The organism is Archangium violaceum, from assembly GCF_016859125.1.
GTDB classification, from domain to species: Bacteria; Myxococcota; Myxococcia; order Myxococcales; family Myxococcaceae; genus Archangium; species Archangium violaceum_A.
This window is the reverse complement of the sequence record NZ_CP069338.1, coordinates 12632573-12657840: the sequence shown is the minus strand read 5'-3', so window position 1 is coordinate 12657840 and position 25268 is coordinate 12632573. Positions and strand designations below refer to the sequence as shown.

Sequence of the window (25268 nt, the reverse complement as noted above, 5' to 3'; positions counted from 1 at the left end):
GACGGTCCACTCGGCATGTCGCGCCAACGCCATGACGCGTGATTTGATGCAGCCTTGACGCACGCATGACGCAGCGGCCCAAGTTTGGGTAGGCGCAGGCCAGCCCGCCTAGTTGGGTCCTCCTGTGACGGTGCAACTCGCGCCCCGGTCTTGACGCACCCATGACGCAGCGACCAAGTTTTAGGTAGTTACAGCCGACCAGAAGGAGGGCGTTCGATGAAGGATGCACAATTGAGAGAGAAATTTCTCAGGTGCCTGGAGCGCACGGCCCGGAAGAAGGACTTCCAGCGGCGGCTGCTCTTCTTCGCCGACTCGATGAACAGCTTCGAAGGTTGGCTGAATTGGGAGGTTGCCTGGGCATTCGCCGAGAAGTACCGCTGGCCCGAGTACTCTGCGGCACGCGAAAGCAGGCTGGACGGCGGAGGTCTCTCCGACTTGGTGCTCGCCGTCGGGAGGGAGTATCAACCTGGAAAGCCCGCCTGCCACGTGGAGACGAAGCTCCTTTGGGCGAACGCAAACCGACCGAAGATGCTGCGCTACGCCGTCGACGACTACCGACGGCTTCAGGGACTCAGCGAAGGACTCATGCTCGTCGTCGCTGTCTCCGCGGGGAAGCGCTCGCCTTTGCGGGTTGAAGCGCCCGAGCGGACGCTGAAGCTCTATGAGGCGGCTCTCGCCAAGGCCGGCATCCTGAATTCACAGGCAGTTTTCGATTGCCCAATCTCGGCCCAGCTAAAGGACGAGTGGTACCTAAGCCCGCGCATCCACATTCGCGCATACCGGGTGGACCCCATGGGCAGTGGCATGAGGCAGTAATCGCTCCTGGGCGCCTGTCACCCGGCCCTTCATCCATCCGCTTCCGGTTTAGCGGCCGCTCCCGAGGGAGGCCTCCCGCTTGCGCCGTTCGCGCTCGCGGCGCTGTTGGCGTGAGCGGGCGGTCACCTCCGCGATGAGCAGGATACGTTCCTCCAACTGCGCCAGTGTCACGCCCCGGCTCATCATTGCGTGGGACATCAGCAGCGGGGCGCAGCGGGTCAGTGCCAGCACCAGCGCGAGCCGCCCGGTCGCCTCCTCCTTGCCCGACTCGCCCGTCTTCTGCTGCATGGACAGCTCCAGCAGTCGAGAAAGGGCCAGGGCCGTCACCTTGGCGTACACCAGCGAGAGCACCGCGCCCGGCCGCGTGGCGCGCAGCGCCGTCAACCCGACGCCGGACTTGAGGGCTTTGAAAAGCAGCTCCACTCGCCAACGCAAACGGTAGGCTTCGGCTACCTCGCGCGCCGTCAGCACGCGCCGCTCTACCGTCGTCAGGTACCAGCGCCGCTCGCCCTCCGGGCCTTCCACGGCCACCACGCGCGCTGGGGCCGTGCGCCCGTGCTTCTCCAACAGCACGTCTACGTCAATGAGGCCGCCGTCCTCCTTGAGGACGCCCTGCAGCAGCGCGTCCGTCAGGCGCATGCCGCGCGCCCGGACGCGCTCGCCCTTGCCCACGTGCACCCGCAGCACCTTCGGGTCGTGCTGGGCCTTGAGCCGCACCAGGAAGTGGGCGCCGGCCTCAATGGCGTCGAGGAAGCGGCCGGTGTCCGTGTAGCCCAGGTCCATGAGGGTGAGCGTGCCGGGCGCCAGCGCCTCCGCGGTGTTACCGCGCACGTCTGCTGATGGGCGAGCAAACCGGCTGGCTGATGGCCAGCCGTCAGGAGCAGGCGGGCCGTCAGTGGGCGTGAGGCCCATCGCGGCCGGCTCCGGGACGCCACCCTGGCCGATGATGGCGTCCCAAGGCCGAAATGGCTACGCGGCGAGCTGTGCGCGGTCGAGCACGGCGCGGACGAGTTCGCCGTCGACGAGCTTGCGCTTGAGGCGGGCGGCGTCGCGCAGGCACAGCCAGGCGAGGCGGTCGAGCTCACGATGGGCGCCGTCGCTGGCCTCGTGGAGCAGCGCGACCGCGTCACGGGGGAACAGTTCGCGCTCGCAGCCGGCCAGGCGCAGGCGGTGGCGCAGGTACTCGGCGGAGTCGTCGAGGCCGACGGGGGCAAGGTGTACGCGCGTGTGCAGGCGCGACAGCAGCGGTTTGTGGAGGCTCGTCGACAGGCGGGCCTCGAGCTCGGGGAGGCCGACGAGGACGACGGAGAGAAGGGGCCGGCTGTCCCAGTCGTAGTTGAGAAGGATATGCAGGTGGCCGAGCACGTCGGGGTGGAGCAGGTGCGCCTCGTCGAGGAGGAAGACGGGGTGGACACGGCTGGTGGCCAGCTCGTGCACGTGCGTGGTGACGGCGTGGAAGACGGCGGCCGCGGTGGCCTTCGCCTGCAGCCCGAGCGCCAGGCACAGCTGCCGATAGAAGTCGCGGCGGCCGAGCGTCGCGTTGTGGCAGTACGTCAGGCGCAAGCGCTCCTTGGGGAGGCGGTGGCGCAGGGCGCGCAGGACGCACGTCTTGCCGACGCCGGGCTCACCGGCGACGAGGACGGACTGGCGCGACTCGAGGGCGTCGATGACGTCGGTGACGACGGCCTCTTTCGAGGGAGGGAGCCAGAGTTCGGCGTCGGGAATCTCCTTGGTGAAGGGCAGGTGGGCGAGGCCGAAGGCGGAGAGCAGTTGCTGGGACATGGTGGCGTCACTCCAAGTCGGGGGCGGTGGGGTCGAAGGGGACGGACGGAGCGGGCGGGACGGGGCTGCGTGCGCGGTGGGCGCGGGCATTGGCCTGCACGTCGAGCGGCTGCAAGTCGTAGCAGCGGCCGTCGTGCTCGACGCGCACAGAGGCGGGCAGTCCCTCGACGAGGCAGCTGGCGACATTCACCAGCCGGCCGGCGAGAAAGCCGTGGCGCACCTCGAAGAGGCGGCCGCCAATGCTGACGACGCCGTCGCGGGAGACGCGACGGCGGGCCCGCACGGTGAGGGCCTCGGCCAGTTGCGTCTCGGAGACGAGGCGCGTCTGGCGGGAGCCCCAGACAATGCCGGGCGTGTCGCCCATGAGAGAGGCGTGCGGCTGCGAGTGGTAGTGGCGGGCGAGGAAGGTGTCGAGGCGACGCTGCACCTCGGCCAGGGACAGCGAGCGGTCCAGGTGGTCGAGGCAGCCCTCGCGCAGCGTGCGCCAGAAGCGCTCCATCTTCCCGCGCGCCTGAGGGTCATAGGGCTTGGCGTGGACGAGGGCGATGCCCAGGCGCGGGCACGCGGTGGCGAGCGCCTTGCCGGAGTACGTCGAGCCGTTGTCGAGGTAGAGCGTCTCGGGCACGCCGTGCTGGCGCGCGGCCCGCACCAGCAGGCCGAGCATGTCGTCCTCGCGCTCGGTGGAGCGCGCCTCGAGCGCGACGACGTAGCGGCTCCTGTCGTCAAGCAGTGCGTGGATGCGCAGCGGCTCCCACTTCGTGCCGCCGGTGAGCACCGGGCCATGGCAGACGTCGCCGTGCCACAGCGCGCCGGGGTAGGCGGCCTCCCAGCGCCGACGCTCGAGTCCTTCGTTGGTGCCGCGCAGCGAGACGCGGTCTATCCCGCGCTCGGCGAGCAGCCTGCGCACGGTGGCGGCGCTCACCGCGCCCTCTCGCACGCGGCCCTGGCGCACCAGCGTCGCGAGAATCAGCTCCGCGGACGCGCTCGGGTGCTCTCGCCGCACGTCGCAGACCAGCTGCTTCTCCTTCTCGTCGAGCGCCTTCGCGCGGCCCGCGTCCTTGCGCGGCTGGGGCCGCAGGGCGCCAAGGCCGTGCTTGCGGAAGCGGTAGTACCAACGCTCCAGCGTCGGCACGCTGAAGTGCCGCGTGCGCTCGGCGCCGGGCGGACGGAACTTCTGCCGCGCCAGCTCCTTCAGTGCGCCGCGCAGCTCTCCGCGCGTCAGCTGACGGTGCACCACCGGGCCGATGACCTGGCTGCGGAAGACGGCAATCTCTTCACCATGGTCCTTCGGGACGAGCTCGTCCATGGAGGTCTCCTTCCCGCCGCCGCGTCCATCGCGGGCCTGGCGGGAAGTGCACCCCTCGCATCCGCCTGGGCCGCTGTGAGCGTGCCCAACGCGGTGGGCGTGGCTTCCCCAGCCATTTCGCGGTGATGGCCATCAGCTCACATGGCGGGCTCCGGCGAAGGCTTGATGCTCGAGCGGCGCGCTGCGCCATGCCAGCGGCGCGTGAGCGCAGAGCACCTGCGCCGCGCGGGCCGCGAGCGCCCGGGGCCCATCCGCCACCGCACCAAGCGGGAGTGCGCCGAACAGCCCCCGCGCCCCCAACTGCCGCGCCCACCTGGCCAGCGACCGCCAGCCGCGGGCGGCGGCCCCACGACGCGTCCAGTCACTCGTGCGCCGCCGCACCTCGTCCGCGCCGAGGCCGCACAGGGCCCACAGCGCCAGGGCGAAGGCAATCGCCTCCCCGCTGAAGTGCTTGTGGCGAGACGGACGGCGGCACCACCCGCATCACCGCGCCACAGGGCTGGCAGCGGTAGCGGTGGTAGAGCACCCCGCGGCATTCCGGCGCCCCGTCCGGAGCCGGCGGGCCGCGCTGCTGGCGCTCGACGAGCCCGTGCCCATGGAGGCCCAGCCCACCGCCTTCGTAGGCCCCGCGCCCACACGCCACGCAGCGCTTCGGCCGCGCTTCGTCCACCGAGGGCGGCCAGTTCTTGACGTCGCCCTCGAAACGAACGACTCCTTGGGTGTCCCGGTTCTCTTTTCGCAGGGGTTTCCGGGGCCCGCGCATGAGGGTGTTGCTGCACCCTCTGCGCACCTTTCCCCGCCCTCCTGGCCACCTGCTACATCAGCGGGCGCGGCGCTCCAGTTTCTCGCTGACGATGGGCGAGCGGCGCGAACCCATCATGCAGCCGGCTCGAACTCGGGCCTCAAGCCCTCATCCAGGGTGCTCGTCAACAGCATGGACCGGTGGAGGCCCGAGGTGAAGTGTAGCGAGCGGGAAGAGCGGTTGCTGAAGCTGGCGGGCAAGAGTCGCAAGCTCCTGGTCTTCCTGCGAAGGCATCGCCACGAGCTGTTCGACGAGGCCTTCCAGGAGGAGTTGGAGGGCATGTACCGGCAGACGGGTCAGGGCGAGGCGCCCCAGCCCCCGGCGCTGCTGTGCATGGCCCTGCTGCTGCAAGGCTACCTGCAGGTGTCCGACGCGGAGGCCATCCGGTTGTCAGCGACGGACCGGTGCTGGCGGGTGGTGCTGGGCACGCTGGTGCCCGACGATGACGCGCCCGCCTTCTCTAAGGGCGGCTTGCAGCAGTTCCGCGAGCGGCTCATCCACCACGACCTGGACCGGCGCCTTCTGGAGCGCACGGTGGAGGTGGCCAAGAGGACGAAGGCCTTCGACTGGAAGAAGCTGCCGGCCACGCTGCGCCTGGCGGTGGACAGCCGCCCTTTAGAGGGAGCCGGGCGGGTTGAAGACACCTTCAACCTGCTCGGCCACGCGGGTAAGAAGCTGGCCGAGGGCGCCGCCCGCCTGCTGGGCACGGACGTGGCGGAAGTCTGCCGTCAGGCCAAGGCGCCGCTGCTGCTGGGCCAAAGCGTGAAGGCGGCGCTGGACATCGACTGGAGTGACGCGGAAGAGAAGCAGGACGCCCTCAATCGGCTGGTGCGGCAGGTGGACCGGCTGGCGGCGTGGGTGGCGCGTCACGTGGACGGGGCCGAAGAGGCCCCGCTGCGCCGCTACATTGAGGCGCTCGTGCAGGTGAAGGCGCAGGACTTGGAGCCGGTGGAGGCAGGCGGGGTGCGCCTGCGCCAGGGCGTCGCGCCTGACAGACGCGTCTCCATTGAGGACGAAGAGATGCGGCATGGGCGCAAGAGCAAGAGCAAGCGATTCAATGGCTACAAGCAGCACATCGGCACGCACCTGGATGCCGAACTGGTGCTGGCGTGTACGGTGACGCCCGCCAACCGCCCCGAAGAGGAGGCCACGCCGGAGTTGAAGGGAGACCTGCGGCGGCTGGGCCTGGAGGTGGACGCGCTGTTCATTGACCGGGCGTACGTCAACAGCGAGTTGACCGAGGAGGTGAAGGGGGCCGGTGGAGAGGTGGTGTGCAAGCCCTGGTCCGGGGTCCGGGGTCCGGGGTCCGGGCGCAACGCCAAGCCGGGCCTGTACGGCAAGCAGGACTTCGCCATTGACGTGAAGGCGGGCACCATTACGTGCCCGGCCGGCCAGGTGGAGTCCTTCGAGCCTGGGCAGGTAGTGCAGTTCGACCCGGAGGTGTGTGGCGCGTTGTGCACTGCGCGCCCACTGCACGCAGTCCGCGTCCGGACGCGGCAGGAGCGTCCGCTTGGGAGATGACGAAGGTTTGCAGAAGCGACTCCGGCGACTGCAAGCCACTCGGTCGGGACGTGCGAAGCTGCGCGAGCGGGTGCCCGTCGAGCACCAACTCGCCCACCTCGGCCAGCGTCAGGGACCGAGGGCCCGCTACCGCGGCACGCGGAAGAACACCTTCGACCTTCGCCGGCTCTGCGCGCTCCAGAACCTGGAAACCATCCACCGCCGCATCGACGAAGAGCAGCGCCTCGCGGCATGAGGTTCCACTAACCTGTTCGGCGCTCTAGGCGGCCGTAGGGCCTTGAACCACCTTGGAATTCCGGCGTCCATCATCCAGCTGGCTCAATCGCCCCTCAGCAAACGTGCGCGGCAACACTACTCGCGCAGCTTCTGCTGAGCGCCGTGCCTCCGGCAAGCCGCGGCGACGGCGCCGCAGCGGAGGCCGGCGATGAACCGCGCTGAGCTGCCCGAGACAGTCCTCCAGCGGCGCGCCATCGTCTACGTCCGTCAATCCACCGCCGCGCAGGTCCAGGACAACATGGAGAGCCAGCGCCGCCAGTATGCACTCGCGGACCTGGCTCGTGCCTACGGCTTCCGCGACGTCGTCACCATTGATGACGACCTTGGACGCTCGGCCAGCGGCCTTGCCGCCCGTCCGGGCTTCGAGGCGCTGGTGGCGCAACTGTGCCAGGGCAGCGTCGGAGCTGTCTTCTGCCTGGAGGCCTCCCGGCTGGCTCGCAACGGTCGCGAGTGGCATCACCTCCTTGAGTTGTGTGGCCTCGTGGATGCCCGCGTTGTCGACGGCGATGGCGCGTACGACCCGAGTGTGCCGAATGACCGACTGCTTCTCGGATTGAAAGGGACCATCAGCGAATTCGAGCTGACACTGATGCGCCGACGGCTCGTCGATGGAGCGCAGGCCAAGGCTCGGCGCGGGGAACTCCATATTCCCGTGCCGGTCGGCTACCTGTGGTCCCATGATACGGCTTTGGAGATGGACCCGGACCGTCGCGTGCAGGAAGCCATCCGTACGGTCTTCCGGCTCTTCGAGCGACTGGAGAGTGCGCGGCAGGTGCATCTGCACATGTGCCGCGAGCGCCACCTCTTCCCGCGGCCGAGCGACGGCAAGCGCTTGGGGACGCCACGGTGCTGGACACCACCGGCCTATCGCAACATCATCAGCGTGCTACAGAATCCCTTCTACGCGGGCGTGTATGCATATGGGAAGTCAGCCCAGCGCACTCAGCTCGTCGAGGGGCGCCTGGCGAAGAGCTACGGGCACCCCCGTCCCATGCAGCAGTGGACGGTGCTGCTGCGAGACCACCATGCAGGCTACATCAGCTGGGAAGAATTCGAGCGCAACCAAGAACGCCTGCGGCGAAACGCGCACCGCCGACGGGCTGGCAGCGCGAAGGCGGCAAGAGGCGGAAGGGCCCTGCTCTCGGGCCTGCTGCGCTGCCGCCGCTGTGGACGCATGCTCTTCGTGTCGTACACCGGCCGTCTGCCGCGTCGGGCGCGCTACCTCTGCCACCGAGGCCACCAAGCCCACGGCACTGCGCCCTGCATCTCCTTCGGTGCCTCCCGGCCAGATGACCTCATTGCGGCCGAGGTGCTGCGGGCCGTCTCTCCCGTCGCCGTGGAGGCTGCGATAGCCGCAATGGACCTCGCCCAGCAGCAACAAGCCGAGCGGCGTCGCGCGCTCGAACTCGAGAGGGAGCAGGCGCACTACGAGGTGCGCCTCGCGCAGCGTCGCTACGAGGCCGTCGATCCGGACAACCGACTCGTCGCTGCGGAGCTGGAAGCGCGGTGGAATGCGGCGCTCACACAACTGCGTGCATGCGAGCAGCGCCTCGGTGAGGGGGAGCCCAAACCTGCCGCCGTCCCCGACCGCGAAGTGCTGTTATGCTTGGCGCGCGAACTGCGCGTAGCGTGGGACGCCCCAGGGACGGATGCCGCCGTGAAGCAGCGCCTGGTGCGCACCCTGATTGAGGAAATTGTCATTGATGTCGACGATACCCGCCGTGAACTGGTGCTCGTCATCCACTGGCGGGGTGGGCAACATTCGGAGGTGCGGGCACGCAAGCCCTCCACGGGAGAGCACCGCAGGCGTGCCTCCGCCGACGCGGATGCGCTGATTCGTGCGATGGCTGGCGAGCAGTCTGACGCGGCCATTGCGGAACGCCTCAACCGGGAGGGTCACTCAACGGGCCACGGCCTTGCGTGGACCGAGTGTCGCGTCGCCTCGTACCGGCGGACGGCCCGGATTCCCGCCTACGCCCCCGCCCGTGATGACAGCGCCTGGCTCACGATGCGGGATGCTGCCGCAACCCTCGGCGTACCGGACCAGGTGATTCGCAAGCTCATCCAGTGTGGAGTGCTGCCCGCCAAGCAGGTGATGCCGGATGCACCGTGGCAGATTCGAGTGGAGGATCTGCGAACCCCGCCCGTGCGCGAGGCAGTCCAGAAGCGTCGTACGAGCCCACGTGGCGCGCGCAAGCCTCGCCGCCGCGCGAAGAGGCCGACAACAACTCGAAGAGGTGATGCACAATGAAGCCCCCATTGCAATCCTCCTGAGTTCTCTCTCGGAGCGGTTGTGTGATGCCTGGAGGTACCCATGGACCCGTAGGGTGAGAGTCCCGAAGCGGCAACAGGTCGAGGCCGCATAGCTTGGGTGGCGCTCGCGGGGGAGATGCCCGTGAGCGAAGCCCACCGACGAAGTCCCGCCCTGGGCGGGACGAGCGAGTGCGCGGGCCGTAACGACGCGATGAACGGCCGGTCGAGGCCCCGTAAGCAGAAAGGTTCCGAGCGCCGAGCCACCACAATCATGGCGAAGGCAGCAGGCCCGTTTCGAAGTCGACCAGGGGAAGGGCTGCTCGGCGGGGTAAAGGCCACGGCACGTGCACAAGGCCATGGGTTGAAACAGGGAAGGGCTCCTCGCCCCGCGGAGAAAGCCCGCGGAAGCAAGGTAGCCGGGCGAGCCGAAAGGTGAAGCACGGCGAAGGCGAGAGCCCGACGGATGGGTCCGTAGGAGGCTCGGAAAAATAAATGTTCCATTGTGCGTGAAATTCAAACCACGTTGGGTATGAATACGTAGTTCCATTCCCCATGGAACTTGTTCCTTTTTATTCGGAGCGACTCCATCTCATGGTTGGTTACCTTTATGCCAAGAGGGTTGTCGTCCGTATCGAGTGCTGCCTGAATGTGTAGGCCCTTTTCGGTAGTCGTGCTCCCGATGAGGTTGACGACGATCTCTCGACTCTCCAGGGGACGCCCTCTCCAGTTGTGGGTGATATGGCAGAACATCCGATGCTCTATCTTGTTCCACTTGCTCGTTCCGGGCGGTAGGTGGCTGACGCTGATTCGCAGCCCCATCTCGTCCGCCAGGTGCTGCAACTCCACTTTCCACAACCGAGCACGAGCGCTGTTGCTGCCACCGCTGTCTGCGATGATGAGCAACTCCTTCGCTCGCGCGTAGCGCTCTCGGCCCATCTCCAACCACCAGGTTCGGATGGTGGACGTGGCGAAGGCGGGCGTGTCGTGTGTCACCCCTACGCTCACCCATCCCTCATTGGCGCCCACGTCATAGACGCCGTACGGCAGGACTTTACCCAACTCCTTATCTACGAAGTCGTATACCCGAACCTCGGACGGCTTGGCTTTCGGGTGCCACTCCCTTCCTGCGTTCTTGAAGTCCCCCACCAACTCCTTTTTCTTGGCATCCACCGAGATGACAGGCTCTCCGCGCCGGTGGAAGGCCCGCACCAGCGCGTTGATGTGCTCGAATTGTGCGTTTCGGTCGGGATGCTTGCCGCCCTCACGCGTTTTGCGGTTACTCTGGAGGCTGTAGCCCGTCTGGCGCAGAAGTCTCCCCACGGTGCTGGGATCGATGGCATGGCCTCGATGACTCAACTCAGCGGCCAGTTTCACGGTGCTCTTGCAAGTCCAGCGCAAGGGCGACATCGGATCGCCGCGCGTGGCTGGCTCCACCAACACCTCGAGGTCCGACAGCAACGTTGTGTCTTTCTCTGTCGCTTTCTTCCGGCCTCCACCATGGCGGCGTGCGCGGTGGATGTCGAGAGTCACCCCCTGTTCAAGCTCTTTCAACCCCCGCCGTATTGCCGACCGGGACAGTCCTGTGGCCTTTGCCACCAAACTGATGCCTCCCCTTCCCAAGGACCTGGCCTCCGCAGCCGCCCAGCGCCGACGAACCGCCTCGTTCATTCCCGCACGCAGCGCCTCGAATTTGCGTTGAACAGCCTCTATCGATGGCGTTACGTTCATCTGTCACCCGTCTGCTGAATTCAGACACTCAACACGCCGTGTGGAACATTTATTTTTCCGAGCCTCCTAGGAGAGCTGTTCCAAAAGCTGAACCGAGAGCGGCACGAGCAACTTCGCCGTGAGGCCGCGGCAATGGAGCAGGCACGGCTTCGCACCGAAGCGCGGGTCCAGGAAAGCCGGGCGCCCGTCCAGGCTCCTGCGGTACCGGAGGCGGCAATGCCCAAGGCGCCTCAGAAGGCGGCATGGCTTCGCCGAAAATGGAAGGTACTCCTGCTCGGCGGCGTCAGCATGCTGGTCCTTGTCGTTGCAGGCGCGGGCGCTCTGGCTCGAAAGAGCTTCGAGATGCCTGTAGCGGCACCTCCACCGTCACAGGCGCCGGTCGTCACGGAGGTCCCCAGAGCCCCGGCTCCTCCAGCGAAGAAGACTGCGCCCACGAAACGAAAGGGGACGATGTCGGCGCGAAAGCGACCAGAGAAGACTGCCACTGCCAGCAGCGGCGCCGCGGACGCAGGCTTTGACTGGCCCCCGGCGGATACGGCGGCTCCACAGGCGCTCACGCCGATTGAGACATTCGAATGAGTGCTCTGCTCCCATTTTCGGGCCCATTATGTTCGTCGCTCACCCGCCAATGACACCCGTATTGAAGCAGCCTTGACGCGCACATCAGGCCGCCCATGGCCCAGTCTTAACTCCTTTCATTCAGACGTGAGCGCAATGAACCAGGGCTCCTTGTGGAACGGAGAGAAGTCCTTGTCGGACTTCAAGTGCTTCCGGACATCCGAAGGAGCAAGGTGGATGACTCGCTCAAGGTCCGCCCGCGCGCCCTGGAAATTCGCAAGTGTTGCGTGCGCGCATGCGCGGTTATAATAGCCCTCGAAGTCCTTGGGCGCGAGCGCGATGCACTGGTCAAACCAGGAAATGGCCTCTGAGGCCCGTCCCAGGTGCAAGAGGGCGCATCCCATGGTCTGCACCGCGGGGCGATAGTCCGGCTGCTGCACGAGCGCTCGTTCGAGCCAGGGCACAGCCTTCTTGGGCTGTCCCATTATTTCATACACATAGCCCATGCCCGTGAGTGCCTCGACGGACGTCGGCTCCAGCTCCACCGCACTTTGGAAGCGACCCAGGGCATCAGCGGGCCTTCCTGCACCTAGCAGCGCGCGGCCGTACTCCGTCAAGATGCTGGCGTTGCGGTCGTCAAGCGCAGTGGCTCGCTCAAAGTATTCAAGTGCTTCGTGGACGCGGCCGAGGCCCGCCAGGGCAAGGGCCATATTGCCGTGAGGAAATGCATCATCAGGACGGAGGCGCAATACGTGTGCGAAGCGCTCACGCGCCTCCTGGTATTCCTTGCGTTTCAAATGCAGGACCCCCAGGTTTCCCAAGGCAAAAGCGTAGTCCGGATCGACTTCGAGCGCTCGCCGGTAGGAATCCATGGCCTCGTCGATGCGTCCCAGGCCGTGGAGTGTCAAGCCCAGATGGTATGGCACGCGTGGGTCGCCATAGAGCGCGGGAGCTGCGCGTTGGAGCAATTCCAGAGCTTCCTCGAGCCGTCCCTGCCTTCGAAGTTCCAGTGCTTGATGGTAGGCCTTGTGGGCTTCGTCGTGTGTCATATGCCTGTCGGCCTAGCACACTCGCTCGCGATTCGTCATCCCTGGGAGGTGCGTTCTGCGGGTGCCCCACGTGACATGTCGAGAACGCTGATGAGGCGCTTCGTTGGCGGCTGGCATGTCCGTCATTTCAGACTCCTCGCTCTCTTGGGCTGGACGCGTGTCGCCGAGGCATTGCCGGGCTCTCGCGGGATTGGCGGGCGCCCACGGCCACGCCGGCGGTTTCCAACGCGGCGCCGAGAGGCAGCACGCCTTGCCCCTTCTTCCGCACCCACACCTTCGGCGTTGGGGCGGGGGAGGGCGCCGTTGCCGAAGGCTGCGTAGCCTCGGCCTTCGGCCGGCGCCCGCGCGTGAGGATGACGTCGGGGATGCTGTGGGGTGCCGCGCCTTCCACCCAGGCCGTGTGGAGGCGGCCGGTGGCCACCATGAGGCGCCGCTTCTGGTAGTGGGCCGCGCAGTAGCCCTGGCTGCGGTGAGGCCGCCTGCAGCCGATGACGGCGCAGGCCCGGGCCGTGGGGGCGGGAGCCGCAGCGGCGGGCGGGGCGGCCTCCACAGGGGGCGGGACGGGCTCGGCCGCCACTGCTGGCCCCGTGTCGCGGCCTGTGCGCGCCGGCTGGGCCTGCTTCGGCTCTCGGGCAAGCCGGTTCGCCAGGCGGCTCAGGGCCGCTGCGAGCGAGGCCACGGGGCCCGGGGCCTCCCGGCGAATCGCCGTGCGAAGTGCTGCCTCGATGGACGGCGCCAGAGATGCTTGGCCGGGAATGCCCTGTTGCGTTTTCGGAAATGACTGCGAAACGCGACGACGAAGAAGTCTCTTCATGTGTGAAGCGCTGCCCTTCACGCGCTGTCGGCTGCGCGGTGAGCAGGCCCAGCGCATTGGCGTAACAACCGCCGAGGAGGATTACCACTCCTCAGGCCAGACGCGCAGTCGACGCGGAGGAGCGGGGATTCACACGAAAGACGCGACAGCTCCTCACCGGCCAATGGAAAGGCCTCCTTCTGCTGCGACACGCGTCACATCCCGTGCGACTGGGGCACACCGCGCGAGAATGCCTTTCCACCCACTCCTCGCCGCCGCGGCCTTGCGGATGAGTTCCGCCGCCTCGGCCACCGACGGGCGCTCGTCGGACGGTGCCGCGCAGGCCGCATACTCCTCGGCGAGGGCCAAGCACTCCCGGGTGCTGTGGCCGGCCTCTCCGCCGGCCGGCCGCGCAGTTCGGGCGGCCTGTGTCAGGCGCCGCTCCCCACCCTCGCTTCGGCTCTCGACCTCGTCAACGCTTTGCCAGTCGCGACGGGAGGAGGAATCAAGCAGCGGCCTCTGGCTGTCCCAGGGCCGCGCCGCCGCCGCCTCCTCCGCAGCGACTTGGCGTTGACTTCGCCAGACTTTAGGCGTAGCGAACCTCGTCATCCACCGCTCAACTCCGCCTTGTGGTCGCTGATGACTTCCTCCAGAATCCGTTGCTGTGTCTTGTCACGCGCGCGCAACTCGACACCAGTGCTTGGGAGCCATGACGAAGGCGCGCTGAGTAGGACAATTGCGCCGCAATCCCGATGCTCCAGAGGAATAACAGACGGCGAGGCTCCAAGTTCGGTGAAAGAGAATCCCAAACGAGCAAAGAACTCGTACGCCCTGGCGACAGCCTCAGGTTTCTCTCCAAGGCCGTAGGACTGTGTTTGATTCTGTGGATCGGCCTCAAAGGCAACTCTGGACACAGCTATCGCGCGTAGCCAGTCGGAGAACGTCTGAAAGGGTCGCTTGGGCGTATTCTCGCCGCGAACTAGAGCGTCTTCATGAATGCGGCAGATGGCCGCATCCCACCTGTCGGATGTCGGATGAGCGAGTTCGAGGAATTCGTCTGGGTAGCGATCCTCGGGTAGGTCCTCGCCGATAGCAATCTTGAGGTACCGGCGAGGGTCCGGCCGCTCTCGTTGAGTATCCTCGCGGTCCTCTAGAAGCGCTGAGATTGAGGTCGTGCCGAACGTCAACCGCAGGCTGCCAGTCGACGCACCCATCGTCTCTAGGAACTCACGATATACGCGAGGCAGCGCGTTGAGCCCTCCATGTGGCTTGGCCAGGGCGGCAATCTGGTCGGCCGTGGCCGGCACGAAGCCCTGGGTGCTACCGGGCTTCCATCGTTCCATGAACGCGAGCAAGCCGGGCATCGTCAAAGGAGGGGGGGGCCTCAAGAAGCTTTGACCAGGTCATCCGCACTTCTGCACCTCAAGGTCACACCGGGCCATGAAAAGCGTGTCCTGACACGCCAGGCGGGAAGGCACAGTCTCCTCCGACTTGCGTCGCATGGCAACGAAGGCTCGCCGCCTCTCCTCTATGATGCAGCGGCGCATGGACGCTTCCAGTCGCGTCCCGAAAAGCTGGGGCATACCGCGCAAGAATGCGCTTCCACCCATTCCTCGCCGCCGCGGCCTCGCGGACAAGCTCCACCACCTCGGCCACCGACACACGCTCGTCGGCCGGCGCAGCGCAGGCCGCGTACTCCTTGCCGGTGGGAAGGCATAATGACAACGCCTACCTCGTGACGATGCCCTTCAGTCCCGTTTTCATCTCGAAATCCCGTGCTAGCCGCTCCGCCTCCGCTGCGTCCTCGCAGCCAACCACGAAGGAGAAGGTGGGCTGTGTTGGGTGCCGGTAGAGTGAAATCGCGGCGTCTCCTCGCTCGAAAAGCGCGCAGTGCTCAGCGGGGGGAATTCGCTTGAAGCCTTTCTCCTCGGCCAGCGCAGTCACTGAATCCGAGCGGTAGCCAGCTGCGGCCTTGACATCCTCAGGCGTGGAGAATTTCCGTCGGAAGGGCAGTTGCGACATTCGGACCTCCTTGAAGGCCTCGTAGTAGAGGAATTCCTCCAGACCCACGTACATCGGGTGGCTGCCCTGGGGAGGGTAGTTTTCTTCCAGCAGCCTATTTACGACCAAGCAATCATCGGCTCCATGGGGACTTGCCCGATCAAGGAACCAGTGCCATCCAGTAACTCCATTGTCTCCTGCAAAAAAGATGTACCGGCCACCTTGAAGCCAAGCCAAGGTGTAGGCGCCGAGTGCTCCGTCAATGGAAAGGGAGGCGTCGGCAAGCTCAAGGCCACCCATATTTGCTCCCATTTTCTCCAAGAAGCGACGGTAGAAACCAGGAAGAGGGCCAGCGCGCCTCTCCAGGACTCTTATGTCGTATTCATCCGCAGGAAGAATTTCATCGGAGAATCCAGGGCGGTATTTTTGTACAAAATCGACGAATGCCTGCATCGTGCCCTCCGAACTCGCCACAATGCTTCTCGCGGTTCGTGGCAGGAAGACTGGCCCGGTGTGGCCTCCGCACTGAGCACTGCCCGGGAGCTCAAGACTCCGTCGTGACTCCGAGTGCCTATGCGACGCCCTTTTGAAGGGCAGGTGGGTTGCTCGCACAACGGGTGCTCGATGCTTCCTCGGGGCATGCGCACCGTGAGCCCTCACGACTTCCACCCATTCCTCGCCGCCTCGGAGTCTCGGACGAGCTCCGCCACGTCGTCCACCGACACGCGCTCGTCGGATGGTGCCGCGCAGGGCCGCGTACTCCTCGGCGGGGGGCCAGGCGCTCCCGCGTGCTGACGCCGGCCTTGAGGATGCGACTGCGGGCCTCGCATGCGTACGCGAAGGTTTCGCGCTTCCGGAAGTCGATGTCGGGATGTCTTTCCGTGCGGCGCTTGCACTCAGGCGCATTCAGTCTGGAATTCGATGGCCGAAGAAGTAGCGAACGCCTGGCTGGTACCTGTCGGCGTCTCCCCGTTCTAAAAACTCCTCGACGATAGCCGCCGCAGTGAGGTTTTTCAGCCTGCCGGAATCGTCGAAGAACGCGCGGCAATTCAGTCCGGTGGTCGCCTCAAGGAGCATCCTTCCCATCTCAATCCGGTCCGGATGCGTGCCGGTCTGCACCCGAGACAGGAGGCGCCGGGCAACGTTTCGGATATTCAATCGCTCCCCTTCGACGAGCGCCTCTTGCTCGTAGAGTCTCTCGCTGGAAACCAGTCTCTGAAAGGTCTCCCCTATCAGACTCAGATAATCATCTACCAGGAAGACGGGGGTGGATTCCTCGAAAGGGGGAGGCAACCCGTTGGATTCCCACAGCACTTGCGGCCCACTGAGGATAGGTCCTGGCTCAGTCTCCAGCACCTGCGAGAGATTGTATTCGACGTCATTCTCAACCTCGCGATTCTTCAACCCCCTGTAATGGCGAATCAGATGGGGCACACCCCAAACACCAGCCGAATGCGACAGAATTACACAGAAGTACTGCCGAGTATATGGGCTGTGCCGGTCTGACTCAAGCAGCTTCTCGGAAACGGCTTCGAGCTCACGAATGACGGAGTAAGGGGCCGCAAAAGACAGCAGATGGGCACAGGCATTCCATATCACTGCGTCATTTGTCTCATGCATCAGGCCAACAAGCCTTCGTGAAACATCGAACCTGCCTTGCTGGAGGTTAGCGAGGACGCACGAGAGGACGCGCCAGGGCTCATCACTGGCGAGATGGCGCAGTTCTGCAACATCGGGAGGGGGAGGGGAGGAGAAATGGAATGTGTCCCCCGAAACAAGAAAAGTCTCGCGAAGGTAGGCAGGCCGCATGGCTTCACCCAAAAACCTTGGCTCGTTCATCGTTTTTTGGCGGAAGCATGTTCTGAATTCGAGTCTGAGTGTCTTCGATTTCCAGACACTCACCCTGGAGAACTGCGGTGGGGACAAGGTTCTGCAAGGAGAAGGGGCAGCCCCCGGCGTCAGCCGGAGTCTTGTGGTTTACCTTGTCGTTTTTTGGAATGCTGTGTCCCTTGTTTCTCCACTCGTTGAGTGATCTGTCTCGCACAGCTGACCAGTTTTGAGAGCTCTTTGCGTTGCCCGCCAGTCCTGCATAGGGAACCTTGAAATGAACCCCACACCCCTGGTCCGGAGGGTTGTGCACGTTGGGGCAGTTGGGGTGCTTCTGTCGGAGTTCCTGGAGCGTAACCGTTCACCAACTCAGGCGGTGAGAGCGAGCTGAGGTACGGGGGCGGAGGGGAGGAGAGAAGGCCCGCGCAGGCCGCGGCGGTGTGCGGCGAGGGTATCGGTCAGGAATGAGAGCACGTCACGGCCCTGCAGCTTGAGGGTGGTGGTGGCGGTGAAGATGCGCTCCACGAAACGGCTGCCCTCCTCACTCTGCGTGCCGAAGGACGTCTTCCTGTACATGACGGCGTGCCGGATGCAGCGCTCGCCGAAGTTGTTGGTGGGCTCCAGGCCAGGCACATCGACAAACGTCCAGAGGCACTTCTCCCACTTCAGGATTTCCCGGGCCATGCCGGCCGTCTTCTTCTCCGCCCGCCGCGCTGCCTTGCGCAGCAGTTGGCCGACTCTGCGTTCCACACCGCGCATGCGCTTTTCGAAATCCTCGCGTGCCAGGGTGCCGTCGCGCACGCGGTGGTACCACTTGAAGAAGCGGTTGCGCTCGCGCATGAGCTCTCGGCCTATCTTCCCGCCCCTTCCTCCCCTGTCGATGAAGCCCTGAAAGTCGCGGGTGAGGTGGGCCCAACACAGCTGCCGCAGCCCCGCGTCCACCCACTCGTAGGCGCTCCACCTGTCAGTGGTGAGGAAGCCTGAGCCCGCCTTATTCACGAGAGGTGCAGGAGGATGACCGGAAAAGGAGGGTGACGCGCCTGACCTCCCGAGTGGTAGAGGGGTGTTGTTCAGACATCCACCACCACAAGGCAGGAGGCGCGTCATGGGTGAAATCCTCAACGACTTCGGGCTGGAGTTCAACGGCTCCGTGAAGCTGGAGGCGAGGGCGGAGCGGTTGACGTCGGAGGCAGGTGCGGTGCTGCTGAGGGAGGTGGACGAGCGGTTGGGGCTGACGCGCTGGCTGGGGGAGATGTTGACGGACACGCGAGACGAGAAGCGGATAACCCACTCGCTGAGGGAGTTGGTGCGCACGGACCTTCTGCTGTTGGGGCAAGGGTGGAGAGACCACGACGACGCGGACGCGCTCAGGAGGGACGCGGCGTTGAGGTTGGCGGTGTCGGACAGCAAGAGCAGCGTGCCGCTGAGGGGGAAAGAGGGGGGAGCGGAGGGGTTGGCCTCACAGCCCACCTTGTCGCGGCTGACGGCCATGTTGGCGCGAGAGGAAAACCGGAAGGTGCTGCACGAGGCGCTGGTGTGGCAGACGGGGCGGAGGCTGAGGGCGCAGCAGCCCAAGGGCCAGAAGCTCAAGCAGGTGACGGTGGACGTGGACGGGTTGCCGGTGGAGGTGCATGGGCACCAGGAGGGCAGCGCGTACAACGGGCACTACGGAGTACGCATGTACCACCCGATTGTCGCCAGTCTGGCCGAGACGGGAGACCTGCTGGACGTGAGGTTGCGCGAGGAAACGTGCACAGCGCCAATGGAGCGCTGGAATTCATCGACGAGTTGCTGGGGCGAGTGGAGAAGGAGGTGTGTGAGGTGGCGGCGGTGCGCTTCGACGCGGGCTTTCCCGAGGAGAAGCTGCTGGCGAAGCTGGAGGAGCGAGGCACGCCCTACGTGGCGCGCGTGCGCAACACCAGCGTGTTGCAGCGGGAGGCGGCGCTGCCGCGCTTCATGAATTCGGGAGTGCCGCAGGGGAGCCGGGCACCCACCTGTACGAATGGGAGTACCAGGCGCAGGGCTGGAGCCGTGCGCGGCGCGTGGTGTTGGTAGTGCTGGAGAGGAAGGACGAGCTCTTCCCGCACGCCTTCTGGCTGGTGACGAGCTGGAGCAAGGAGCAGATGCCGGCACAGGCGCTGCTGGAGCACTACCGCCAACGCGGCACGGCGGAGGGCCACTTCGGAGAGCTCATGGACGTGCTGGCCCCGGCGCTCTCCTCGGCCAGACGGCCCAAGTCCAAGTACCGGGGGCAGCCGCCCGTCCAGCGCGCGGTGTCCATCGACGCCTTCGCCAACAACGAGGTACGCCTGTTGCTCAATGCCCTGGCCTACAACCTGGTGCACGCCGCGCGCGTGCTGATGGAGCAGGCCACGGGCGAGGGCTGGGGCTGCTCCGTGTGCGCGAGCGGGTGCTCAAAGTAGCCGCGCGGGTGCTGTTACACGCCAGAAGAGTGGTGCTGGTCATTGGCCGGGAGTCGGCCAGCCTCTGGCAGAAGCTGTGGACGAAGCTGGGCTCGCTGAGCACAGCGCAAATCACGTAGCTGCCTGGAGTCAATTGCAGCTCACGTGTCGCACTCTCCCCACTCCCCTCTCCATCTCCTCCTGCTTGCTACCCGCTGCCCCGGGGCGGGCTTCCTCTGCCTTGTGCCCGATAACTCAACCCAACGCGCTCGACCTCAGCCTTCATGCATGTCTTGAGCCAGTCGTCGCGAATATGGTGGGCTGAGAAGTCCGCGCCGAGCAACTGGCGGGCCACCTTGCCGCCGCGGCTTGTGGCGATGTGGAACACCACCACCAGCGCCGTGGCCACCACCCACAGCCAGGCGCGAGCGGCCCGGCCACCCTCTCGTCCCTGCGTGAATCCCGTCTCGTCGGCGTTGACCGCCTCCGAGGCGCGTACGGAGGCAAGGGCTTCGGCCGTCGCTGGCGCGAGCGCCTGCGAGATTTCACCCTCCAGGTTGCTGACGCTGCCCACCGACAACTCCACACCCAGCATGTCCGACAAGGCGTCCTTCACCAGTCGTTTGGACAGGCGGTACTTACCCACCAGCAACGAGGCGAGCGCCGCGAGCCGGTCGCCGAAGACGCTGCGCGCATGCGCGGGCACCTCCCCTCGAGTCACTACCCCGCAGTCAGGGCACTGCAGTGCATGGCAGCGGTACTCGGTGACAATGGCCGACAGGGGCGGCACCTCCACCACCTGATGCCGCCGGGGCGCGCTGTCCTGCCCCCGCAGCCGTCGCTTGCAACCCCTGCACTCCTGGGGCACCAACTCCACGACGTGCTGCACCTGCTCGGGCGGCAGCAGCGCGCGCTCATGCTTCTTGTGTCCAGGCTGGCCCCCGGGACGCCGGCCCGTGGGCCTCTTGCGCTGGCGCCGGGTGCCGGGTGCATCCGAGGAGGGTGACTTGGAGGAGTTGCTCGAGTTGAGCCCCAGCCGCTCCTTGAGCTGTCGATTCTCCTCGCGCAGCTTCGCATTCTCCTCGCGCAGCTTCGCATTCTCCTCCTCCAGCTGCGCGATACGCTCCAGCGCTGCTTCCAGCCTCTTCTCCAGCTGCGCTATCTGCACGTCTCGGGCATCCACCTGCACCATGCCCTGGCTACACCACGCCAGACGTCCTCTTGTCCAGCACCACGTCTCCGGTCACCTCGTGCCCGGCTCCTCTTCAACCAGGCCAAGGCGGTGAACGGTTACCCTGGAGCTTCTTGAAGTCGCGCTCGCACTCGTCTCCCATGCGGATGATGTTGTCCTTGATGGGCAGGCCGGACTTCGGGTCGGGCATGTTCGCCCAGCGAGGCATCGGAAGCTTGCCCTCCGCAGCCTGCTGGAGGATGCCTTGCATCTCCGCACGTCGATTCATCCGGTATTGCGCGATACGCCCGTAGAACTCCATCTCCGGAATGGTCTCGAAGGGTTGCCCCGTCACCGGATCCTTCTGATTCTCGTGCAGGGGCCCATTGCAACACGGGCAGGCGTTGAAGGTGACCTGGCCCGGACTGCTCGTGGCGCTCTGCGCGAGGTTGGGGGTGGGGACGGCGTTGTTCGCGTTGCTGCCGTGGTTGGAAGTCGTAAGGTCAATATGCCTCGGGACATTCTTGCCCTCGACATGGACATCCATCGACCAGGAGATGAAGTGCGTCTTCCCCGTAATCTGATGGGAGATGATGCCCGCTCCGAAGTTGCGGGTAGCGGCCTCGTTCCCCAGAGGAGACGTCGCGTAATACGACTGGTCCCTCAACATGACGGGCTTGCCGTTGATGGTGACGCGCTTGCTGCCCTGCTTCATGTCCCGGGAGAAGGAGGTGTTCGGGTAGGGCACCGGTACCGGCCCCGCGGGTGGTGGGGGAGGACTCATGCACACGTCCGGGAAGGCCGCCACCACCTTCCCGTCCCCGTCGGCGCAGGCCACCTCGTTGCCATTGGCATAGACCTTCATCAGGGCATCCCTCGTGGAGTGTACGTGTCAGGACCGCGCAAGAGTACCGCTGCTCTCCCCCCGGCCGAGTCGGACGTGGAGATGAGGACTCGGGGGCCGGGCGCATACCCGTGGCGCATGGCCACCGAGGCCCACGCCAGGGCCACCAGGCCCGAGGCCGCCCCTGTCTCCCCCAGGGACTCCGCCGGAAGCCACAGCGGCGTGGACTCCCTGCGCTTGTGCAGCAGCCGAGAGAGGGCCAGGGAGAGCTCCTTGAAGCCATAGCCCTCGCCGGAGGCGTCAGCGACGCGGAAGTCCACCTCAGCGACGTCCACCCCGCCCTCAGCCAGGGCTTCCCGGTAGGCCTGCGCAAGGCCCAGCCCGCGCAGCGGCTCGTCCGACTGCAGCGTGGCCCGCTCCTGGCCGAAGCCGAGGCCCGCCAGTCGCAGGGGGCATGCGTCGTCGCGACGCGGCCTGCGCGTCACCAGGAGGCAGGCGGCGGCCTCGCCGGGAATGACTCCGTCCGAGTTGTCCGGGCGCAGCAGCCTCCCCTGCCGCAGCAGTCCGTCGAGACTCGAGGCGTTGATGAAGCTATCCACCGCGGCCACCAGGCAGCCGGGAAGCCGCGGGTGCCGGGCCAGCAGGAGCCGGGCTTCGGCGAGCGCCCGGAGTCCTGCCGTATTCCCCTGGGCCAGACTTCGAGACAAGGTGCCCTCCAGGCGAAGCCCATGGGCCTGCCCAAGGTGCTCGAGTGCCCGGGGGAATACCTCCGGGACGCCGCCTGGACGCTTCGGGGTGGACGTGCCCACCAGCAAGGGCAGGTGGGCGAGCTCGGCTCCCTCGAGGCCCCGCACGGCGCTTGCCACTGCCATGCCCAGCAGCCCCAGGACGCGCTCCTCACGCCGCAACTCAGGGGCGAGCGTCGACAACTCCGAGAGGACCATGGGCGCCCCGTCGTCGTCGTGGTAGCGGCTCCGCTTGAAGCGATTCATCCGCGCACGCAGGGCGGCACCGGCCGACTCGGCGCTCAGTCCCAGCGGGCAGGCCATGCCCGCGGCGGCGACGCACAGGGGCGTGGCGCTCATGACGCCCCTCCCGTCCGCCGCGGGCGCTGCCTCCAGGAGACCAGCGCGCCCAGCCCTCGGAAGTAGGGCTTGCCGCGCAGGTACCGCACCGGCCCTTCCTTTGCGCTCGGGCGTGGCACGCCCACCTGCACCTCGCGTAGGTGAGAGAGCTTCTTGCCCAGCGGCACGGTGGCCCGCCACGTCACCACCACCTCGCGCGCGTCCGCGTCGAGCAGCACCGTGTCTATTCTTGCCTCGGCGCTGACGTCGGACTCGCGGAAGCGGAAGGCCACAGGCACCTGGAGGCGCGGCAGCGTCACCGTCCAGGGGCCGGACTCGGTGAGGCCCAGGCAGCGGAACACGTCGCCGCCGCGCAGGGCCGGCAGTTGCTGGTCCTCGGGCGCGCACTGGAAGTAGCGCGGGCTGAAGTCCCGGGGAAGGAAGGGGTAGTCTTCCGCCAGCCAGCGCTCGTCGTAGGTGCCGGCGTGGGCGAGGCGAGGCTGCCAGCCACGGCCCACCGGGCCGAAGCCCACCGGCACTGTCTTTCCATCCCACCTGTCCAGGAAGTGCCGGGGGTGCTCCAGGTTGGGCAGTGGCGTCCCCACCGCATCCGCGGCGCGAGGGTTCTGCCGGAAGCCCCGGCCCACCGGGTTGCGCAGCTCCGCACCGTGGTGCTTCGGCTCCGGGTGGGAGGTATCCACTCCGCCGAAGGCGAGCTCGTAGCGCAGGGGCATGCGGACAAAGAGCTTGGGAGGCGTGGGCTTCACGCCCATCAGCCCCTTGTCCCAATGGCGGTCTCCCATAACGCGGAGGTCCTTGTGCCGGCCCGGCATCTCCACGCGCACCAACATCGCCTCCGTCGCGCGCCCGTGGGGTGCGACGGCGTGGCCCTGCACGAGGACGTCCACCAGGGGCTTCGTCAATGCGAAGTCATTCTCCCGGAGGAGGCTCGTCGTTTCGGGGGCCCCATGGTGCTCGTCCGTGTAGGCCACCGGACGTTGCACGTCCGCCAGTTGGGGTTCGCCGGAGCCGTTCATGCGGAAGGTGCCCTTGACGGCGACGACGCAGTGCTCTCGGGCCCCGGCGTCCGTCGCCACGGTGAGGCCCGCGGACATGCCCGTCGTGTTCTCGCTGATTTGCATGGCGTCTCCTCGCGTCAGCGCAGCGTGCGCTCCAGGGGCAGAAGGCTCAGGTGTGCGCAGCCCGCCCGGGCCTGGGCCAGCGCCGCCCATTGGCGCAGGGTGAAGGCCCGGGTGGGAATGCGGTACCGGCCCTTGCTGCGAATGGCCCACTCGCGTGCCAGCACGTGCCGGCGCCGCATGGGGCCGTGCGTGAGGGCCTCCAGCAGTGCGGGCCCCTCAAGGGGCTGGCCGTTCAGGTAGCGCCGCTCCGCATGGAAGCGAGGGCGGGCCTCCTTCCACCAGTACCTCACCGCACCAATGCACGGCCAGGGCAGGTCATCCTCGGGTTTGGGCACCAGGTCGGCATCCAGGTCCTCCTGCTGCTCGGGTGGCAGCGGCGCTCCTTCGGGTTGCTCCCCGGGAGGGAGGGCATAGGGGCCCTCCAACTGGAGGCCCGTCATGGCCGAGAAGGCTTCCCCGGCCAGCCGTGCCGCCAGGGGGTCCTCCAGAAGCGCGAGACAGGCCTCCATGGCCCCGAGGCGCCCACTGAAGCCCAGGGCCCAGAGGGCATGCGGGCGCATCTCCTGAGTCCCCAACATGTCCACCAGCAGGGCCGTGTCGGCGTCGGTGCCGAAAAGGGCGAGCAGCACCATGGCCTGGGGCGAGTGGGCATTGCACGCGCGCACCGCCTGTTACCGCGCAGCGTAGATGGGGGAGATCGGCCCGGAATCGGACCGACTGGATGATGGAAAGGGGGCCCGGGTCGTGGTGCGCCCCATCACCCAACAGGTTCGGGTCAGCGCCTGACGGCCGAAGTAGGAGGAGCCGAGGAGGGCGGAGCTGAAACGGCATGAAGCCGTCCCCGACGGCCCGGCGAGGGAGGGGGAAGAGAAACAGGGGCAGGTACAGGCCAAGGCCCCAGGCTCCGCCAGAGGCGATGGAGAAGCAGACAGCAGGCCGTCAGCAGCTGGTGCGTAGTCGGGTGGGAGTGGACAGGTGGGCAAAGGCCCTGCCGAGCGTGGAAGCGGCACGGCCGGGGCAATGCCCGAGGTGTGGAGCGGCCAGCCGGCCGGTGGGGGCGGCATGGTGTTGCAGGGGCATGGCACGCGCAGCCGTCAGGTGCGAGGCCCTGCCCAACCCGGGCAGCAGGCGCAGGTGCGGGTGGTGCAGGTGCGGCGCTACCGCTGCCTGGCGTGCGGTGGCACGTGCACGGTGGTGCCTTGGGAAGTGACGTGGCGGCGGCTGTACTCGGTGGCGGCCATGGCGTGGGCCCTGGCGCTATGGGGGCTGCTGGGGATGGGGCTGGAAGCCGTGCGCCGCCTGGTCAACCCCTGGAATCACACAGGCGCCAGTGAAGCCGGGCGCTGGCGCACGCCGCTGCGCTGGCTGCAGGCCGTGCACCAGGGGCAGCTGCTCGCACAGGTGCACGCCATGCGCCCCTGGCCGCCGCACTGGCGCCCGCGTCAGGCTGCCGCCCACGTCGCCAGCGTCGTGGCCGGCTACGCCCCGCCCGCCGCTCCCTCCCCACCGCTGAGTGTGCTGGCGTTCATGGGCGCCGCGCGCGCTCAGTGAGGGACAGGCCCCAGGCCCAGGGCTCGACAGCTTCACCCACCCGACAAGTCCCCTTCCCGGTCCGCTCCCGGCCGGGCACGCTGGAGGTATGCCCTGCCCCCAGGCCCTGTCGGCCCTGGGGCCGACAGGGCCTCACCGGAGGCAGCACATGCGCTCGACCCTCACGGCATGGAGTCTGACTCGTGCTCCGCGGTCTGCGGCCGCTGCCCGCCCCCTGGCTGGCGGGAGCGCCTGACGGCACCGGCCGGTGCCACGGCCTGAACGATACGCCGAGGCCGTCGGCCCCAAGCCGGTGCGAGCCCAACGCCAGAAGCAGCGCACCAGATGGACTCGCCCTGGCCACAGCCCCTCATCAGCCGTGTCCTCCCCGCGCGCATGCAAC

General features: G+C 66.8%; 18 protein-coding genes and 4 pseudogenes. 8 read left to right on the top strand and 14 right to left on the bottom strand.

The window, feature by feature from the left end; genetic code table 11:
* Positions 1-216: 216 nt before the first annotated feature.
* Entirely contained in the window at positions 217-816 is a 600-nt protein-coding gene (locus JQX13_RS53490) for a hypothetical protein (RefSeq protein ID WP_203407024.1), read from the top strand.
* A 48-nt stretch (positions 817-864) separates the two neighbouring features.
* On the opposite strand, the gene JQX13_RS53485 is transcribed toward JQX13_RS53490, so the two are convergent.
* The 3 genes from JQX13_RS53485 to JQX13_RS53475 form a co-directional block, all read right to left on the bottom strand.
* Entirely contained in the window at positions 865-1647 is a 783-nt protein-coding gene (locus JQX13_RS53485) for a transposase (protein ID WP_203407023.1), read from the bottom strand.
* 138 nt (positions 1648-1785) lie between these two features.
* Complete coding sequence (locus JQX13_RS53480) at positions 1786-2598, bottom strand: ExeA family protein (protein ID WP_203407022.1); 813 nt, start codon at positions 2596-2598, stop codon at positions 1786-1788.
* 7 nt (positions 2599-2605) lie between these two features.
* A complete protein-coding gene (locus JQX13_RS53475; protein WP_203407021.1) occupies positions 2606-3904 on the bottom strand; it encodes a DDE-type integrase/transposase/recombinase in 1299 nt (432 codons plus the stop codon).
* A 934-nt stretch (positions 3905-4838) separates the two neighbouring features.
* Here JQX13_RS53475 and JQX13_RS53470 point away from each other — a divergent pair.
* A pseudogene (locus JQX13_RS53470) lies at positions 4839-6462 on the top strand (IS1182 family transposase).
* A 189-nt stretch (positions 6463-6651) separates the two neighbouring features.
* Positions 6652-8754 carry a recombinase family protein gene (locus JQX13_RS53465; protein ID WP_203407020.1) on the top strand — a complete coding sequence of 701 codons (2103 nt, stop codon included), beginning with the start codon at positions 6652-6654 and terminating at the stop codon, positions 8752-8754.
* Positions 8755-9269: 515 nt separating this feature from the next.
* Here the strand turns inward: JQX13_RS53465 and JQX13_RS53460 are convergent.
* The 6 genes and pseudogenes from JQX13_RS53460 to JQX13_RS53435 form a co-directional block, all read right to left on the bottom strand.
* Complete coding sequence (locus JQX13_RS53460; protein ID WP_203407019.1) at positions 9270-10484, bottom strand: ISAzo13 family transposase; 1215 nt, start codon at positions 10482-10484, stop codon at positions 9270-9272.
* A gap of 695 nt (positions 10485-11179) precedes the next feature.
* Positions 11180-12091 (bottom strand): tetratricopeptide repeat protein, encoded by a 912-nt coding sequence (locus JQX13_RS53455; protein WP_203407018.1) that lies wholly within the window; start codon positions 12089-12091, stop codon positions 11180-11182.
* A gap of 1398 nt (positions 12092-13489) precedes the next feature.
* Positions 13490-14239, bottom strand: a complete 750-nt coding sequence (locus tag JQX13_RS53450) for an SMI1/KNR4 family protein (protein ID WP_239014426.1) — start codon at positions 14237-14239, stop codon at positions 13490-13492.
* A 373-nt stretch (positions 14240-14612) separates the two neighbouring features.
* Positions 14613-15338: a hypothetical protein gene (locus JQX13_RS55220; protein ID WP_239014425.1), complete on the bottom strand. Its 726-nt coding sequence runs from the start codon at positions 15336-15338 to the stop codon at positions 14613-14615.
* Positions 15339-15791: 453 nt separating this feature from the next.
* A complete protein-coding gene (locus JQX13_RS53440) occupies positions 15792-16787 on the bottom strand; it encodes a hypothetical protein (protein WP_203407017.1) in 996 nt (331 codons plus the stop codon).
* A gap of 294 nt (positions 16788-17081) precedes the next feature.
* Positions 17082-17696 (bottom strand): annotated as a pseudogene (locus JQX13_RS53435) (IS66 family transposase); the annotation flags it as partial.
* A gap of 121 nt (positions 17697-17817) precedes the next feature.
* Here JQX13_RS53435 and JQX13_RS55215 point away from each other — a divergent pair.
* The 4 genes and pseudogenes from JQX13_RS55215 to JQX13_RS55815 form a co-directional block, all read left to right on the top strand.
* Positions 17818-18402 (top strand): annotated as a pseudogene (locus tag JQX13_RS55215) (transposase); the annotation flags it as partial.
* A 59-nt stretch (positions 18403-18461) separates the two neighbouring features.
* Entirely contained in the window at positions 18462-18767 is a 306-nt protein-coding gene (locus tag JQX13_RS56780; RefSeq protein ID WP_203407016.1) for a transposase, read from the top strand.
* Positions 18755-19135: a hypothetical protein gene (locus JQX13_RS53425; protein ID WP_239014423.1), complete on the top strand. Its 381-nt coding sequence runs from the start codon at positions 18755-18757 to the stop codon at positions 19133-19135. Before JQX13_RS56780 ends, JQX13_RS53425 begins: the two co-directional genes overlap by 13 nt.
* Entirely contained in the window at positions 19123-19254 is a 132-nt protein-coding gene (locus JQX13_RS55815; RefSeq protein ID WP_275424884.1) for a hypothetical protein, read from the top strand. Before JQX13_RS53425 ends, JQX13_RS55815 begins: the two co-directional genes overlap by 13 nt.
* 158 nt (positions 19255-19412) lie before the next feature.
* On the opposite strand, the pseudogene JQX13_RS53420 reads toward JQX13_RS55815, so the two are convergent.
* The 5 genes and pseudogenes from JQX13_RS53420 to JQX13_RS53400 all read right to left on the bottom strand — a co-directional run.
* A pseudogene (locus JQX13_RS53420) lies at positions 19413-20306 on the bottom strand (IS66 family transposase); the annotation flags it as partial.
* Positions 20307-20379: 73 nt separating this feature from the next.
* The gene (locus JQX13_RS53415) at positions 20380-21150 is read right to left on the bottom strand and encodes a PAAR-like domain-containing protein (protein WP_203407015.1); all 771 of its coding nucleotides are present in this window, start codon (positions 21148-21150) and stop codon (positions 20380-20382) included.
* Positions 21150-22214: a hypothetical protein gene (locus tag JQX13_RS53410; RefSeq protein ID WP_203407014.1), complete on the bottom strand. Its 1065-nt coding sequence runs from the start codon at positions 22212-22214 to the stop codon at positions 21150-21152. Before JQX13_RS53410 ends, JQX13_RS53415 begins: the two co-directional genes overlap by 1 nt.
* Positions 22211-23335 carry a DUF2169 family type VI secretion system accessory protein gene (locus tag JQX13_RS53405; RefSeq protein ID WP_203407013.1) on the bottom strand — a complete coding sequence of 375 codons (1125 nt, stop codon included), beginning with the start codon at positions 23333-23335 and terminating at the stop codon, positions 22211-22213. The genes JQX13_RS53410 and JQX13_RS53405 overlap by 4 nt, the downstream gene beginning before the upstream one ends.
* A 14-nt stretch (positions 23336-23349) precedes the next feature.
* Positions 23350-24000 carry a hypothetical protein gene (locus JQX13_RS53400; protein WP_203407012.1) on the bottom strand — a complete coding sequence of 217 codons (651 nt, stop codon included), beginning with the start codon at positions 23998-24000 and terminating at the stop codon, positions 23350-23352.
* Positions 24001-24310: 310 nt separating this feature from the next.
* Here JQX13_RS53400 and JQX13_RS53395 point away from each other — a divergent pair, with 310 nt between their 5' ends.
* Positions 24311-24886, top strand: a complete 576-nt coding sequence (locus JQX13_RS53395) for a hypothetical protein (RefSeq protein ID WP_203407011.1) — start codon at positions 24311-24313, stop codon at positions 24884-24886.
* Positions 24887-25268: the final 382 nt, after the last annotated feature.

Coding starts and splice junctions, on each gene's coding strand:
- JQX13_RS53460 (WP_203407019.1), bottom strand. CDS start 10,484: ATGAACGTAACGCCATCGATAGAGGCTGTTCAACGCAAATTCGAGGCG.
- JQX13_RS53465 (WP_203407020.1), top strand. CDS start 6,652: ATGAACCGCGCTGAGCTGCCCGAGACAGTCCTCCAGCGGCGCGCCATC.
- JQX13_RS53415 (WP_203407015.1), bottom strand. CDS start 21,150: ATGAAGGTCTATGCCAATGGCAACGAGGTGGCCTGCGCCGACGGGGAC.
- JQX13_RS53405 (WP_203407013.1), bottom strand. CDS start 23,335: ATGCAAATCAGCGAGAACACGACGGGCATGTCCGCGGGCCTCACCGTG.
- JQX13_RS53455 (WP_203407018.1), bottom strand. CDS start 12,091: ATGACACACGACGAAGCCCACAAGGCCTACCATCAAGCACTGGAACTT.
- JQX13_RS53490 (WP_203407024.1), top strand. CDS start 217: ATGAAGGATGCACAATTGAGAGAGAAATTTCTCAGGTGCCTGGAGCGC.
- JQX13_RS53410 (WP_203407014.1), bottom strand. CDS start 22,214: ATGAGCGCCACGCCCCTGTGCGTCGCCGCCGCGGGCATGGCCTGCCCG.
- JQX13_RS53480 (WP_203407022.1), bottom strand. CDS start 2,598: ATGTCCCAGCAACTGCTCTCCGCCTTCGGCCTCGCCCACCTGCCCTTC.
- JQX13_RS55220 (WP_239014425.1), bottom strand. CDS start 15,338: ATGCAGGCATTCGTCGATTTTGTACAAAAATACCGCCCTGGATTCTCC.
- JQX13_RS53475 (WP_203407021.1), bottom strand. CDS start 3,904: ATGGACGAGCTCGTCCCGAAGGACCATGGTGAAGAGATTGCCGTCTTC.